This is a genomic window from Oceanospirillum multiglobuliferum, from assembly GCF_900167095.1.
GTDB lineage: Bacteria > Pseudomonadota > Gammaproteobacteria > Pseudomonadales > Halomonadaceae > Oceanospirillum > Oceanospirillum multiglobuliferum.
The window spans coordinates 51,238-66,362 of record NZ_FUXG01000007.1; the positions used below are offsets into that span (position 1 = coordinate 51,238).

General features: G+C 44.1%; 8 protein-coding genes. 6 read left to right on the top strand and 2 right to left on the bottom strand.

Going from position 1 to position 15,125, the window contains the following annotated elements; translation table 11 throughout:
- Positions 1–50 precede the first annotated feature (50 nt).
- Together B5D26_RS06570 and B5D26_RS06575 are read left to right on the top strand one after the other, a co-directional pair.
- Positions 51–5,696: an immunoglobulin-like domain-containing protein gene (locus B5D26_RS06570; protein ID WP_078744941.1), complete on the top strand. Its 5,646-nt coding sequence runs from the start codon at positions 51–53 to the stop codon at positions 5,694–5,696.
- A 50-nt stretch (positions 5,697–5,746) separates the two neighbouring features.
- Entirely contained in the window at positions 5,747–6,391 is a 645-nt protein-coding gene (locus tag B5D26_RS06575; protein ID WP_078744942.1) for an Lcl C-terminal domain-containing protein, read from the top strand.
- 97 nt (positions 6,392–6,488) lie between these two features.
- On the opposite strand, the gene efp is transcribed toward B5D26_RS06575, so the two are convergent.
- Entirely contained in the window at positions 6,489–7,052 is a 564-nt protein-coding gene (efp, locus tag B5D26_RS06580) for an elongation factor P (RefSeq protein ID WP_078745005.1), read from the bottom strand.
- Between the two features lie 55 nt (positions 7,053–7,107).
- The gene (gene earP, locus B5D26_RS06585; RefSeq protein WP_078744943.1) at positions 7,108–8,268 is read right to left on the bottom strand and encodes an elongation factor P maturation arginine rhamnosyltransferase EarP; all 1,161 of its coding nucleotides are present in this window, start codon (positions 8,266–8,268) and stop codon (positions 7,108–7,110) included.
- A gap of 270 nt (positions 8,269–8,538) precedes the next feature.
- On the opposite strand from earP, the gene B5D26_RS06590 reads away from it, so the two are divergent.
- The 4 genes from B5D26_RS06590 (at position 8,539) to cas3f (ending at position 15,121) form a co-directional block, all read left to right on the top strand.
- Positions 8,539–9,483, top strand: a complete 945-nt coding sequence (locus B5D26_RS06590) for a DMT family transporter (RefSeq protein ID WP_078744944.1) — start codon at positions 8,539–8,541, stop codon at positions 9,481–9,483.
- 320 nt (positions 9,484–9,803) lie between these two features.
- Entirely contained in the window at positions 9,804–10,640 is an 837-nt protein-coding gene (locus B5D26_RS06595) for a BrxR family transcriptional regulator (protein WP_200810628.1), read from the top strand.
- Positions 10,641–10,751: 111 nt separating this feature from the next.
- Positions 10,752–11,729, top strand: a complete 978-nt coding sequence (gene cas1f / locus B5D26_RS06600; RefSeq protein ID WP_078744945.1) for a type I-F CRISPR-associated endonuclease Cas1f — start codon at positions 10,752–10,754, stop codon at positions 11,727–11,729.
- Positions 11,726–15,121 carry a type I-F CRISPR-associated helicase Cas3f gene (cas3f, locus tag B5D26_RS06605; RefSeq protein WP_078744946.1) on the top strand — a complete coding sequence of 1,132 codons (3,396 nt, stop codon included), beginning with the start codon at positions 11,726–11,728 and terminating at the stop codon, positions 15,119–15,121. Before cas1f ends, cas3f begins: the two co-directional genes overlap by 4 nt.
- Positions 15,122–15,125 lie beyond the last annotated feature (4 nt).

Genomic DNA, 15,125 nt, shown 5'->3' on the forward strand with positions numbered 1-15,125 from the left:
CAGTGTCTTATTCCATCTGTAGTCTGAATTAGCAACGAGACAGAATAACTATGCAGAAAATCAAAAGAAAAAACTTGGCGTTAGCTCTGGCTGTATTGAGCAGCTCGATTACAACTTATGCTTATGCAGAAGTTCAACGTCCTTTCGAAGTTCGTTTTCAAGATAATCTTAATGGTAATATTGTTTTCACGGGCAATAGCCTTATGGCTCCGAAGTCCGATGGGAAGAAAGCGCCAAGTGAAAATATCAATAATGATCGCGTTGATATGCAGTACATTGATATTGATGATGATGCGAAAACCAATAAATCTAGCCAAGCTTTGTTAGATATTCAGTCTAATTCTGAGGTTGTTTATGCGGCGCTATACTGGGGTGGCCGCTTATCAGATGTTGATAAATATGGTAGAGAAGCTTGGCTAAAAGCACCTAATAATGGTTATGAAGTAGTACAAGCGAACTGGGTTGCTACGCCTAATAATACCAATTATTACGCAGCGTTTGCCGATGTTACCGAATTGGTACGAAAAGGTGGAAGAGGCTTTTATACGCTTGCTAATATTGGAGCACAAACAGGTGAAGATCGCTTTGGTGGTTGGTCGTTAGTGGTGATTGAACGGAATGATTTATTCCCTTTCCGTAATATCACTTTGTTTGATGGCTATGCCTCAATTCCTGAGCAGGTTGATATTAAAGTAGAAGGTTTTGTCGCACCTAGATTTGGCGCATTTAATGCCTCTATGGGGGTGGTGGCCTATGAAGGTGATACTGCTCATGAAGGAGATCAATTTCTCTTTAATGGTGAGCCACTATCTGATGCAGTAAAGCCCGAGGATAACTTTTTTAACTCTCGCTTTAGCCGCTATGGTAAGCCTTTTACACAGCGTACACCGAATTACACCAATTTGATGGGTTTTGATATTGCTCAGGTTGATTTAACAGGGCGATTAAAAAATGGTGACACTTCTGCTGTGCTATCATTTTCAACAAACAAAGATTGGTATCAGCCGACAGCTGTAAGTTTTATGACGGACTTTGATACTGACTTATCTTTAAATATGAGAGTTGAGTACCCAGACTTCTTAAAGCCTAATGATAAAGTTACCTTAGTGACAGAGGTTGCTAATAAAGGTATTCAAGCATATGAACAAGTCAAAGTTCGTTTGAATATTCCAGAAGGCACAAAATATAACGCGAATTCATCTAGCTTAGATTGGCAACCACTGACTGATGCGGAAGATGATGATGCAGCCTTGCAGCAAGCCGATGGTTCTATTCAAGTTTCTATTCCTAGGCTAAGAGCAGGAGAAACAAGAACTTTACGCTATGATGTTACGTTAACTGATTTCGCGGCACTGCAAAAAACGGTGCGTATCCAAAACTCAGCGTTGTTCACCATTCCAGAGCTTCAATCTCAAGCCAGCGTTTTAAGTGATGCAAATGCTGAAGTGGCAGGTATTCAACCAGCGTACCTATTTCCAGTCTCAATCACGTCTCCAGAAGAGGTTGCAGAAGGTCAGCAGGGGCAGCTACAAGGTCATATCCTTGAAGGCTTAGCTCAGGCGCTTACCTTTCGCTTACAAGAAAATAGTCTACTTAGCTGGCCGATAGGGCAGAAGCAAGCCAAGACGGCTATTATCACTCCAGCTGATGATAAATATAAAACAGCACAAGTGCAGTCTTATTATGTTGAGCAGCTTCTTGCTACGCCAGTAGATTATCATCCTGTTGTGTTGAATGGTTTTGCATCAACAGCGCTACAGGTGAAAGTAAAAGATCAATTACAGGTCACCACACTGACTTTGTCGGCCCAAGATGTTTCCGAAGGCTCCATTGGCGCATTGGTTTCTGCCCAGTTGTCAGAGCCTGCACAGACACCAGTGAAAATAACTCTAGATCAGGGTGAAGTGATTCAAATTGACCAAGGACAAACCTTGGGACAAATTCGTTTAGCAGTACCAGAGAATGATGTTTATACCAGTCAAACAAAGCTAACCCGAGTGGTAACCTCCGTTGAGGGTGGTAACTTTGAAGAAGTGGATTTCTCTAAAGCCAAAGCGACATTTAGTGTTTTAGACACTGAGGATAAGACTTATCTATCGTTGCTAGCAGACGAAAGTGTTGATGAAGGCGGGGTGATTAACTATACCGCGAAACTGTCTCATGCGCCTCGTACAGATTTACATTTAAAACTGAGCAACGGCTTAGAAATGACTGTGCCGGCAGGTCAAACAGAAGTTAACGCACAAATTTCAGCACCAGAAGACAACCCTTATATTAACTCAAAAACTTTGCGAGTTGCCGTCATATCAATGGACGGTGGTGGTTATGAAAACCTAGTAGGCGCAGACTCTGGACAAAGTCTAGTCGCTACTACGCATATCAAAGACACTATTAATACCCAAAATGTGACATTAACAGCAGAAAGCATAGATGAGACTGCTGGTCAGTTGCGTTTTACCGCAACACTTCAAGCACCTGCATTAACGGAAACACGACTGATTTTAGATCTTAATGAGGAGATTGTAATTCCAGCGGGAGCCAGTGAAGGCTTTGTTGATATTAAAATTGCAGACAATGATGTTTATACAAACCCTTATACTTTACGTCGAACTATTGTCGATGTGATAGGTGGTGGCTTTGAAAGCCTAAACTACCAGCAGGTAGGTACTAGTGCACATGTAAGCGATTATACTGACGAAGTCACGGTCGCAGTGAGTGTAGCTAATCATGCGACAGAAGGTGATACGGTTACTTTTACAGCAAAAACGAGTCACCCACCTCGTACAGATCTTTTACTAACGCTTAATAACGGTGGTAGTTTAACTGTTCCAGCAGGCGAGACTGTGGGGCAGTTAAACTTCCAAGTTCCCGTAAATGATCCATATATTAGTGCTACACAACTTAGTGTTAATGTGGCGAATGTTTCTGGAGGTAACTTTGAGTTACTTCGAGTTACAGAGGGGGCATTGGATCGCCCGTTAAAAATTTCTGTAGCGGATAAAATCGATCAAACATCAGTTCAATTAGTCACTTCAGACGTTACTGAAAACGATCAAAACCTTGTCTTCACTGCCTTGTTGTCGAATCCTGCACAAACGGATACTAGAGTGACGCTAGATGGTGGCGAAGTAGTGCTGATTAAAGCAGGTGAATCCTCTGGGTTTATCACCGTTACAAAGCCAGATCCTGATGTTTATGTCACCACAACTGATATTTCTCGCAAGATTGTACAGCTCGAAGGGGGGAATTTTGAGGAAGTTGATCTTAGTAAAGAGATCGCAACTGCCCGTATTCTTGATGTTATTGACACCACAACATTGATGCTTTCTGCGGATCAAAACACTACAGAAGGTGCTCAGATTAATTATCAAGTGCGCAGCGACCATCCTGTGCAAACTGATATGCAGGTGACGTTGAATAGTGGAGAAATATTAACGATTCTCGCGGGTCAGCAAGTTGGTAGCTTACAAGTAGATGCACCGAAGAATGATGTGTATTTATCAGCCCATACTTTACACAGGACTATTGTTTCCACCTCTGGAGGTAATTTCGAAAACCTAGAAATTGCCCAAGGTTCTGAAGAGCAGCCTATCCGTATACAAGTGCAAGATAGCCTCGACTTAAACAATATTCGCCTCTCAAGCCGTGATCTTTTCGAGGGTGATAATGGGGTTGTATTAAACCTAGAGATGGATTATCCCGCACAAACTGATGCGAAGGCTATTTTGAGTACTGGTGAGACAATTAATATTGCTGCGGGCCAAAAGCAAGCTGAGCTGAAGCTGCCTATACAACCTGATGATGTTTATCTGAGCGAAGCTCAGCATCATTGGAGTATTCAAGGCTTTAGTGGAGGTCATTTTGAACAGGTTGATTTCAGCCGTGCAGAAACTGCTTCGTGGGTACGAGATACCACCGATACAACAGTACTTAAGTTAACCGCAGCACCTTCAGTTGAGGAAGGTGGACGTGTTACTTATACCGCAGAGGTTAGTAATCCTGCTAAAACACCAATGGTTGTTCAACTGAGTCAAGGCTCTCGTATTGTAATAGAAGCTGGGCAAACAAAAGGCCTTGTAGTTGCAGACTCTTTACCTGATGACCCCTATCAGCTCACACGAACTCTCTCTGTTGTTATTGAGGGCTATACTGGAGGTAATTTCGAACGAGTCCAACTAGAGGAGGGTCGCAGTGATCAGCCTGTTATCACTCAAGTGATTGACCGCAATGAAGTGACTTGGTTAGAGCTTAGTGCATTGAACGTTGCGGAAGATAAAGGCTTTCTCGTACTTGATGCGCAGTTAAGTGAGCCTACGCTTACACCAATGCAAATTACGCTAGACAACGGTGAAAGCATTACTATTGCAGCAGGTGATAGAAGCGGTCAAGTAAGAGTGCCTATTCGTGATAACGATCCCTATATAACCAAACAAACGCTTCAACGTAGTGTTTCATCAATAAAAGGCGGTGGTTTTGAACAAGTTGACTTTAATAGAGCCAAGGTTGACGTTTCAGTTTATGAAACCTATCAATCGACCTATCTAACCATTAACGCGGATGATCGTGTTGCAGAGGGTGGTGTGATCATGTATGAGGGGCAGCTTAGTGAGCCTCCACGTTCAATGTTTAAAGCTGTTCTGAGTAACGGGGCCGAGCTGAACTTTGCTAAAGGCGAGCAAACCGCAACAGTTGAGTATCCAGCGCCTATTGATACCGTTTATAAAGATGCTCAGGTTATATCCACGCATGTTATCGCTGCTGAAGGTGGTGACTTTGAGCGTATTACGCTAACAAACGCAACTCCTGCATCGCCAGTCTCAACGCAAGTGGTTGATCAAGCATCAGAGGTATTATTAAGCTTGCATGCACAAAGCAGTTATGAAAACTCAGACACGGTAAAGGTCACTGTATTGTTATCTCATCCAACAGCAAGTGCAGCAACGGTTGCACTTAACACAGGTGATGAGATTACCTTTGCTGAGGGAGATCGAGCTGCAACGGCAGAGATTAAACTACGTGATGATGACCCATACCTGAATAGTCAGCAGATTGAGCTAAAAGTAGCTGCTTTTACAGGTGGTAACTTTGAGCAGGTTAACTATCAGCAAGCCAAACAATCTATTACGCTACAAGATACTTCAGATCCAACTTGGGTAATGTTACAAGCACCTGCACAAGTGAAAGCTGGAGAAAATATTCGCTATGTTGCAACAGTTTCTAATCCTCCTCAGCAAGGCGTAGGCTTAATTTTAAGTAATGGCCAAAAAATGGTAATACCTGCTGGAGCGCTAGAAGCCGTACTTGATATAACGGCTCCTGCCCCAACGCCGTACCAAAAAGATCTGCAACAAAAACTCAGCATTGGGCGAGTGACAGGGGGGAACTTTGAACGCTTGGCTATACGTAATGGAGGGTTAGATGAACCTGTTATTACTGAGGTAATACAACCTCCGCTGCCTGTGAAAGCAACTTTGCAGGTAACCCCTGTTGCAGATGAACTATTGCTTGCAGTGCATTACTCTGCAATTGCGATGGGTACAACTAAGGTTATGTTGAGCAGTGGGCACAAAGTAATCATTACTGATGGAGCTGACTCGGCAGTAATTCGCATACCAGCCAATGAACTTTCAGTTGCACCAGAGTCAATCCAAATTCAAAGCGTTGAAGCTAAAGGTTTTAGAGAGGTGCAGTGGTGAGGTATCAGATAGGAATATCAGTAGGTTTAGCTTTTGCTTTGTCTGCATGTATGAATGCTCCTGTTCAGCAACAAACTGATGCGCCAGAGCAACCGATAGTAGAAACTCCCGCGTATGCGGGAGGGGCTATGCCCGATGTGCCTAAGTCATATACTCAGCTTGAAAGGAGTAATCTTTCCATTTCTGAGAACGCTGGCGCAGACTATCCCCTGGGCATTAAGGCTTCTAAGGTATCAGCAAAGCCTAGTGAGCGATTTCAGGTAAACTCTGATGGCTGGATTAAAGATCTAAAAACTGGGCAGACTTGGATGGCCTGCGCCATAGGTCAAGTTTGGGCAAAAGGGTACTGTCAAGGTACTGCTTTGCAATTCGACTTGGATTCGGCTCAACAGGTTGTGCAGTTGTCTAATCAGCAGCAGGTTTTTGGCTTCAGCAACTGGCGTTTACCTTCAATTGAAGAGTTAAATACGCTAGTACAATGCCAGAGTGTGGTGACAGAGTTATCATGTGAAAAAGTGAGTAATGTACCCACTATTGCGCAAGAGAGCTTTACTAATACGCCGGCAAGTCAGTTCTGGAGTAGCACTGAGGCTAAAGATGATCAAGCGTTTTATTACGCATTAACCTTTAGATATGGGCTTGTGCAAAAGTGGCATAAAAACAGTCAGTTTGCATTGCGCTTAACTCGACCTTAGTTTTCAGGCAAAAAAATACCCTCATAGAGTTTTTTGTGAGGGTATTTGGGCTCGTTATGCACTTAGCTAAAAGTGCATAACGCTCATAACCTGAGTCTTACTTAGCGCGAGATTTGTACTCGTGAGTACGAGTATCAATAACAATCTTGTCACCGATCTCTACGAAAGCAGGAATCTGGATCTCTGTACCGTTAGGCAGGCGACCCACTTTCATCACTTTACCTGAAGTATCACCACGAACCGCAGGCTCAGTGTAAGCAATTTCACGCTCAATTGAGTTTGGAGGTGTGATAGAAATAACTTTTCCGTTGTAGAAAACAGCGTTGCAAACGTCTGCCATGCCATCTTCGATGTACATCATCAGATCGCCCAGATCGTCTTTTTCCAACTCATACTGCTCATAATCGCTGTCCATGAACACATACATTGGATCAGCTTGATAAGAATAGGTTACTTCTTTCTGATCCAGAACGATGTCTTCCATTTTATCTTCAGCTTTGAAAGCTGATTCAGTTTGTACGCCGTTTAGCAGGTTTTTCATTTTCATTTTAACAACGGCTGCGTTACGACCTGAACGGCTGAACTCAGACTTCTGAACCACCCAAGGAGAGCCGTTAATCATTACAACCTGACCTGCGCGTACTTCTTGTGCTGTTTTCATGCTTCTATCCAATTGAAAGAATACGGTTAAAATTGGCGCAATAATATACTGTTTTTTAGCCTTTTTCAGTAGCTCTTTTTTGACAAAAGTCGAAGAGCTGGCTTGACAAATCATTCTGCTGCGACAATTGCTTGCACCAGCTTTGGCTTTGCCGCTGCCATTGCGGCCATAATTTAAGACAAGTTTGCCAATGTTCACTGACATCGCCACCTTGATTCCAAACCTGCCAAAGATTAGACAAAGCAGATTGAAGCATAGGTTCTGTCTTTGCGAGGTAATGGGCTAGGAAGGCATTCAACTTAACCATATGGTAATCCTCATCTTGAGGGTAAATATGCCAGACCATAGGTTTTGCAGCCCATTGTGCGCGCACGAATGAATCCTCACCGCGAATAAAGTTAAGGTCACAGGCCCATAGCAAATGGTCATACTCTTGTTGGCTGACAAAAGGTATCGCGATTAACGTGAGTGCACCTATTTGTTGCGCTTGACCTACTTCAAGAGGCTTATTCAATAGAGGATTAAGGCTGGTTAGAATTTTGCCAAAAGGTACAAGGCACATAACTGGTGTTTTTGATTGTTGCCATGTGTGAATTAATGAGGCCACCGCGGTGTTTTCATAAGCAAATAAAGATACCAGCAATGTTTCTTTTGTTCGCTGGTTGACTTGATCTAAACCCAGCTGTGAAAAGAAGGCATCTTGTTTTGAGTAGTCACCCTGAAATGCTGCGCGGTGTTCAAGCAGTGTTTTCTCTCGTAATATGCCGCCTGTCTTTTCAGTAAAGCCAGGAAAGAAAAAGGTTTTATTCATGCCTGTACTAGGGTGCATCGAGAGCATTTTATGGCAACCTTCAACCCAATCCTCTGCGCTCAGATATTCTAAATTTAGCCAGACTGAGGGCTGTGCTTTTACCTGCATAGCAGCCAGATAAGTGGTGGGCAACTCACAGGCAAATGCCTCAATTACCACATCTGCAGGTTTAACCTCTGCTGGAAAGTTTTCGCTCCAAACACAAACCTCGACTTGCTCCAAGTATTGTTGGCTTTGCAACTGAGTCTCAGGCCAAATCTGTTTTAACGCTGCCAGTTCGTCGACCCACAGCCGTACTTTCACAGGATATTCTGCCGCTAACTGACGAGCCAAACGCCAACAGACACCGATATCACCATAGTTGTCGATCACCTGACAGAAAATATCCCAATGTGCTTTGTTCATTTTTTTCCCAAGGTTGGAGTAGTGTTTAGGCTTTGTTCGTGCCCAATGGTAAGTTAGCGCTCTGCTTTAGAAAATAGTTTCAGTGTGTTGCTATGTTGTTATTGGTGTATGAAAAGCAAGCAGCAGAGAATTCATGGTGATTAAATTGCTATATTTCTTTATTTGTAGTGAATTAAGTTAAATTCGCTGATAATCAGTTTGATTTTTGAGCAAAAAAGTTAGCGCCGATTAGCCATAATAGGCTCTGTTACCACCTCAGAGTTTAATATTATGTCGAGCTTCTCCTCTCAGCCTCCCAGCCCTTCTGTATTGCATGTTCAGCATATGATAGTTAACCCTAAAGTTAAGCTATTGGGCATAGGCGCTGCATTGCTGACGGTATTGATATGGTCAAGTTATTTTCTATCTTTGCGCTTTGGTGCACATTCTGCGTTGACTACTTATGAAATTGCACTATTTCGTTTTGCAATTCCAGGGCTTATTTTAGCGCCCCTGTTTTTCCGCAATTTAAATAAAATTGCACAAGTACCTAAACTTTATTTAGTGGGATTGTTAGTAGGAGGCGGTTTACCCTTTTTCCTACTGGGTGCATGGGGGATGCAGACAGGCCAAGTTGCTGAAGGTAGTACATTGATTCCAGGGGTAGCCCCTTTGTTTGTAACCGGTTTAGCGGTGCTTGTTTTTAAGCAACCTTTGTCTAAATGGCGGCTTCTTGGGCTGTTGTTGATTGCATCAGGAGTGTTCGCTTTTGTTGCCAACTCTGTATTAGGTGATGGTAACTTGAAAGCTCAAATGGTGTTTTTGTTGGCGAGTTTGTTTTGGGCGCTATTTGCAATTTCATTGCGCCAGTGTGGTTTAAAACCACTTATTGCAGCCTCTGTTGTAACACTGCCAACGGCTCTAGTTTTAATCTGCTATGGCCTTACTATGCAGCCAGCACTAGGATGGTCTGATGTATCAACCACTGAGTTGGTTGCTCAAATGTTGACGCAAGGTATTGCTGCGGGCTTGGCTTCAAGCTTCTTATTTGCCTTTGCTATTTCAAAGCTAGGTGCAGAAATGACGTCTGCTATAGGCTCATTAACACCTGTAGCAGCTTCTGCTATTGCGCTGGTTTGGTTAGGTGAACTACTAAGCAGTAGTGTTTTGCTGGGTATTACCTTGATTAGTTTTGGAGTGCTATTTGCGAGCGGTTTGGTGACAACAAAACGATAGTTTTAACCCAAATAAGCACTTATAACAGACGTTTTTTACAAATATTTCCCCATCGATAAAAACAGTAAGGGACTCTCATGCTGGAGGGTTTTAGTTATAAAGCGCTCAGGATATTTGCTCCATAAGCTCTGTTTGTAAAGCTGAAGGTAGACCTGCTCAGAACTAGTAGATGCTTAATAAAAGTTCTACTAGTTCTATTAAAATCATTGTGTTGATAGTGACCTGCAACCTGATAGATCAGGCCGAACGAAAGTTTATATTGTACAAATTATCCTAGTCGTTATGCTCAACTAAATAATTGAATTGACCAAGGATGATTAATGGCAACGGCCAATACTTTTGAACGCTATGCTTTTATAGAAATGCTGTGTTATTGGCAATCTTCTATTCGAAATAGCGACTTAATACAGCAGTTTGAAATTACCCGACAGCAGGCTTATAACGACTTAAAGAATTACCAGCAGCTTTATCCTAATCAACTGGTACAAGCTCAAGACAAACGTTATTCCTTCAGTACAGATGCTCTACTACATCACTTTTCCGGTGAAGTTGAACCCTATCTTGATTGGCTACTCACGCAGAACTTCAGCGCAGCCGTCAACCGCTCATCACAACCTATTGCCCATGCCCTTGTTTTGCCAACACGGCAGGTTTGTCGCCATACTATCGCCACACTAACAGACGCGATTAAAAACAAACACCGCATTGAAGTGGGTTACGTTTCACTGTCAAACCCTGAACAAGATGGCCGCATTTTTCACCCCCACAGCTTTATCAAAACGGGCTTACGTTGGCATGTGAGGGGCTATTGCGAAAAATCAGCGGGTTATCGAGACCTTGTGCTGAGCCGCTTCAGAGGTGAGGCAGAGTGTTTAGGGGCTTCACATCATCCCGTGGAGGATGACCTTGCATGGCAAACACCAATCACCCTTATTTTTGCCCCTGATCCTAGATTAACCGCAGCCCAACAAGAGGTGCTGGCACAGGATTACCAAATGGAGGGCGGCCAACTGTTAATCAAAACCCGAGCGGCCTTAGCGCAATACCTTTTAAAAGAGATGCAAGTGAATACTAAGTTTTTAGAAGGCACCCCAGAAGCGCAGCAACTGGTACTGGTCAATAAAAATGACATCAAACCTTGGTTGTTTGGTGATTAAGTCTCGAATTAGCCAGAATCGGTAAAGTTATTTTACCTGAGTGAAACCACAGTATTGGCAAATAAAATCAGGTGCATAGGATGACCTGCAACGAATATAAAGGAATATGTGATGGACGACTTTTCACCTTCAGATCTTAAAACCATTCTGCACTCCAAGCGTGCCAACCTGTATTACCTTGAATATTGCCGTGTGATGCAAAAAGATGGTCGCGTGTTGTATCTCACTGAAGCACAAAAAGAAAACCTCTATTTTAATATTCCCATCGCCAATACCACCGTACTGCTATTAGGTAACGGCACCTCAATTACACAGGCGGCTATGCGAATGCTGGCACAAGCAGGCGTATTAGTGGGCTTTTGTGGCGGTGGTGGTACACCTCTCTACATGGCCTGCGAGGTTGAGTGGCTAACCCCGCAAAGTGAATACCGCCCTACAGAATATCTACAAGGTTGGATGCAGTTCTGGTTTGAAGATGAAAAGCGCCTTGCCGCTGCCAAATATTTTCAGAACGCACGTATTCAATACCTGCAAACCGTCTGGCAAAAAGACCGTGATTTAAAGCAAGAAGGCTTTCAAATTAACACCCCTGAGATTGAAAAAGCCTTAGCAACCTTCCACACCCGCACCGATGCCGCAACCCAGTCCTCTGAGCTGTTGCTAACAGAAGCCCAACTGACCAAGGCGCTGTACAAATACGCAGCGAACAACACCCAGCTAAGTCATTTTAGCCGCCAACATCAATCACAGGACAAAGCCAACAACTTTTTAAACCACGGCAACTACCTTGCCTATGGCTTGGCGGCCAGTTGTTTATGGGTACTGGGCATCCCCCACGGTTTTGCCGTCATGCACGGCAAAACTCGACGTGGCGCTTTGGTGTTTGATGTGGCGGATTTGATTAAAGACGCCCTTGTACTGCCTTGGGCCTTTATCTGTGCCAAAGAAAATGCCACCGAGCAAGAGTTCCGCCAGCAGGTATTGCAAGCCTTTACCGACCATAAAGCGTTGGATTTTATGTTTGATACCGTCAAAGCCATTGCCCTGCAAAACCACTCAGCAGAAGCAATAGAGGCACAGCAACTATGATGGTCACCTTCGTCTCACAATGTGAGAAAAAAGCCCTACCCAGAACTCGCCGCGTGCTGGACGCCTTCGCCAACCGGATCGGCGACAACACTTGGCAAACTTTAATAACTGAAGATGGCCTGCTAACCGTCAAAAAAATGCTGCGCCAAACCGCCAGTAAAAGCACCGCCGTGAGCTGTCACTGGATACGGTCACGGTCAAGAAGCCAGTTGCTTTGGGTGGTGGGTAATAGAAAGAAATTTAATAGCGAGGGCGTAGTGCCTGTGAATAGAACCGAACAAGATCTACCCAGTAACGATAATGCAGACAATTGGCGCTACTTGCCGTTAATCAAAACCTTCACCGGACTAGCGGCGCTACTGCATGATTGGGGCAAAGCCACTAAGTTGTTTCAAGATAAGCTGAAGCCTAAGTCGAATAATAAATTTAAAGGTGATCCGCTACGCCATGAATGGATCTCCAGTTTATTGCTGATGTCACTGATCCGTTCCTGTGAACAACCGGAGCAGGATCAAAGCTGGTTAAAACCTCTAATTGAACAGAGCTTAGATGAAAGCCAATTGAAGGCTTTTTTATCAGCGCAAAAAGATCTACTTCAGCCGTTTTCTGATTTGCCAGACGCGGCAAGTCTAGTGCTTTGGTTGGTATTGTCTCATCACAGGTTGCCAAAGCCAAAAGAGAACGCGGCATATGGCGATAAAACCAATGACTCACCTCAGCAGTTACTCAAGCGGATAACTCAGCAATGGGGCTATGAAAACCGTTTTGACGATGATGAGTTTCAGAAACGTCTGCCAGATTGTTTTGTTTTCCAGAAGGGCTTGTTAAGTGACTCTTCCAAATGGAGGGAGGAGCTTAGCAACCGTGCTCGCCAACTAAGTGAGCAGCTCCCTCTGTTTTCGGCAGCGGTTAAAGATGGTAGCTGGCGCACTATTGCTCATCATGCTCGCCTGTGCCTGATGTTGGGCGACCACTATTATTCCTCAAAAGAGCAGGATAAAGCTTGGGACTCTCCTGTTGATTTGTATGCCAATACTGGGTTGGATCAAGATCACCAACGGCAACTAAAACAGAAACTGGATGAGCATCTGGTCAAAGTGGCTGAAGCAGCCGTTAAAACCTGTTGTTATCTACCAGATTTTGAGACTCAGCCTCCTGTGGCGCAGGATGTGGCGGAGCTTGCACCGAAAAAAGGTTTATCAGAGGAGCTGAAAAGTCAGTTTGGCTGGCAGGATAAAGCGGTAACAGTTCTCGAGAACTACAGGAAAAAAACAGAAGATAAAGTCAGCGGCTATTTTATCGTTAATATGGCCAGTACTGGGCGAGGAAAAACCTTGGCTAACGCCAAAATTATGCAGGCGCTTTCACCAGACCAACAAAGCCTGCGTTTTATTCTGGCATTAGGGTTGAGAACACTGACGCTACAGACGGGTGATGAATACCGGGAACGTATCGGCCTTAAAGATGATGAGCTAGCAGTGTTGATTGGATCGAAAGCGATTTTGGAGCTGCATCAAGGTTCATCGGTTGCTCATGATAAAGACGAGCAGTCATTAAACGAAGAAGACTCGGGTTCTGAATCAACGCAACCACTTTTAGATCCAGAAGAGCAAATCGACTGGTGTAGTGGCGATGAACACTGGCAAAACCTATTGCCGGAAGAAGAGCTAACCACGGTACTAACCGGTGCAAAAGAGCGGGCATTGCTGTACGCACCAGTATTAGCCTGCACCATTGACCATGTTATGGGTGCAACAGAAACCACCCGAGGTGGTCGTTATATTTTGCCTAGCTTACGCTTAATGTCATCAGATCTGGTCATTGATGAGATTGATGATTTTACAGGAGAGGATCTAGTCGCCATTGGCCGCCTGATTTATTTAGCAGGGATGTTGGGGCGGAAAGTGATGATCTCCTCTGCCACTATCCCTCCAGATCTTGCCTTGGGCTATTTTACCGCCTACCAAAAAGGTTGGGCGCTTTTTGCTACCAGCCGTTATCAGAATACTCAAATAGCCTCAGGCTGGGTGGACGAGTTTAAAACAGAGCTAGTTACGATCAATCAGAGCGATCTAGCCGTAAGCAGATATCAGGCTGCACATCAGAGTTTTGTTGAAAAACGTGTCACAAATTTGAGTCACCAACCTGTTAAACGCAGGGCTGATATTCTGACACTGCCTGATAAAAGTAGCGTTGGCTCTTTTGAGCGCAGTTTTTTCTCAGTGGTACAGAAAGGCATTATTGATAAACATCAGCAACATCATGAACAGGATAGTCAGACCGGACGCAAAATTTCTTTTGGTGTGGTGCGCTGCGCCAATATCAAGCCCTGTGTTGAGTTGACAGAATATTTATTAGATGCCGAATGGCCAGAGCATATACAAGTGCGCGTGATGGCTTATCACAGCCAACAGGTGCTGCTGTTACGTCATGCTCAAGAGCAACATTTGGATCAGGTACTGAAGCGCAAAATTCCTGTGAATGATCCAAAAGGCGCTTTCTATAACCCGTTAATCCGCCAACATATTGATAGCTGTGATAATCAAAATTTAATTTTTATTTTAGTCGCAACGCCCGTCGAAGAAGTGGGGCGTGATCATGATTTTGATTGGGCAGTAGTGGAGCCATCTTCATATCGCTCAATTATTCAGCTAGCAGGTCGAGTGCGGCGTCATCGTGCTGCGGCTGAAAACGAAGCGCCCAATATGGCGTTAATGCAATACAACCTAAAAGGCTATCGCGGAGAGAGTAAAGATGTTTTTAGCCGCCCTGGTTATGAACAGGGTAGGTGGCAGTTAACCCCCTCTAAATCTATGGATGATGTGCTGGACGTTAAGGTCATGCTGAACGGTGTTGATGCAGTGCCTCGAATTATGAAAGACACGGCAGCACCTTCTAAAAAGCTGGCTGCACTAGAGCACTTTGTGATCAGTCGTACCTTGGGATGTCATTACCTCACAGGTGAAGCCAAAGGGGAAAACCCTGCTGGCAGTCCAAAAAATATTTGGGGTTATACCGATGATTATTGGTGGATGACTGCATTGCCACAGCAGTTCAACCGCTTCCGTAACAGCGCGCCCAGCCTCAATCTTTATCGAGTGATAGATGATCGTGGCGGTGTGGTATTCAAGATTTATGACCAACGTAGCGGTTGGGTCACTATCGAAAAAACCTTAGGTATTCAGCATCAACCACTGAGCACTGAGAGAAGCGCTCGCCTTTGGCTTCAAAGGGATTATGAAGCGTTGGTTGCTGAACAATGTGAACAGTTAGGGGGCGATTTAGAGTACAGATCAAAGCAACTGGGCGAATTGAGCCTAAGTTTTCATAAAGACGGTAACCGCTATCGCTATAACGATCAGCTGGGGTTGCTTAGAGCAGATAACGTGTAAAGGA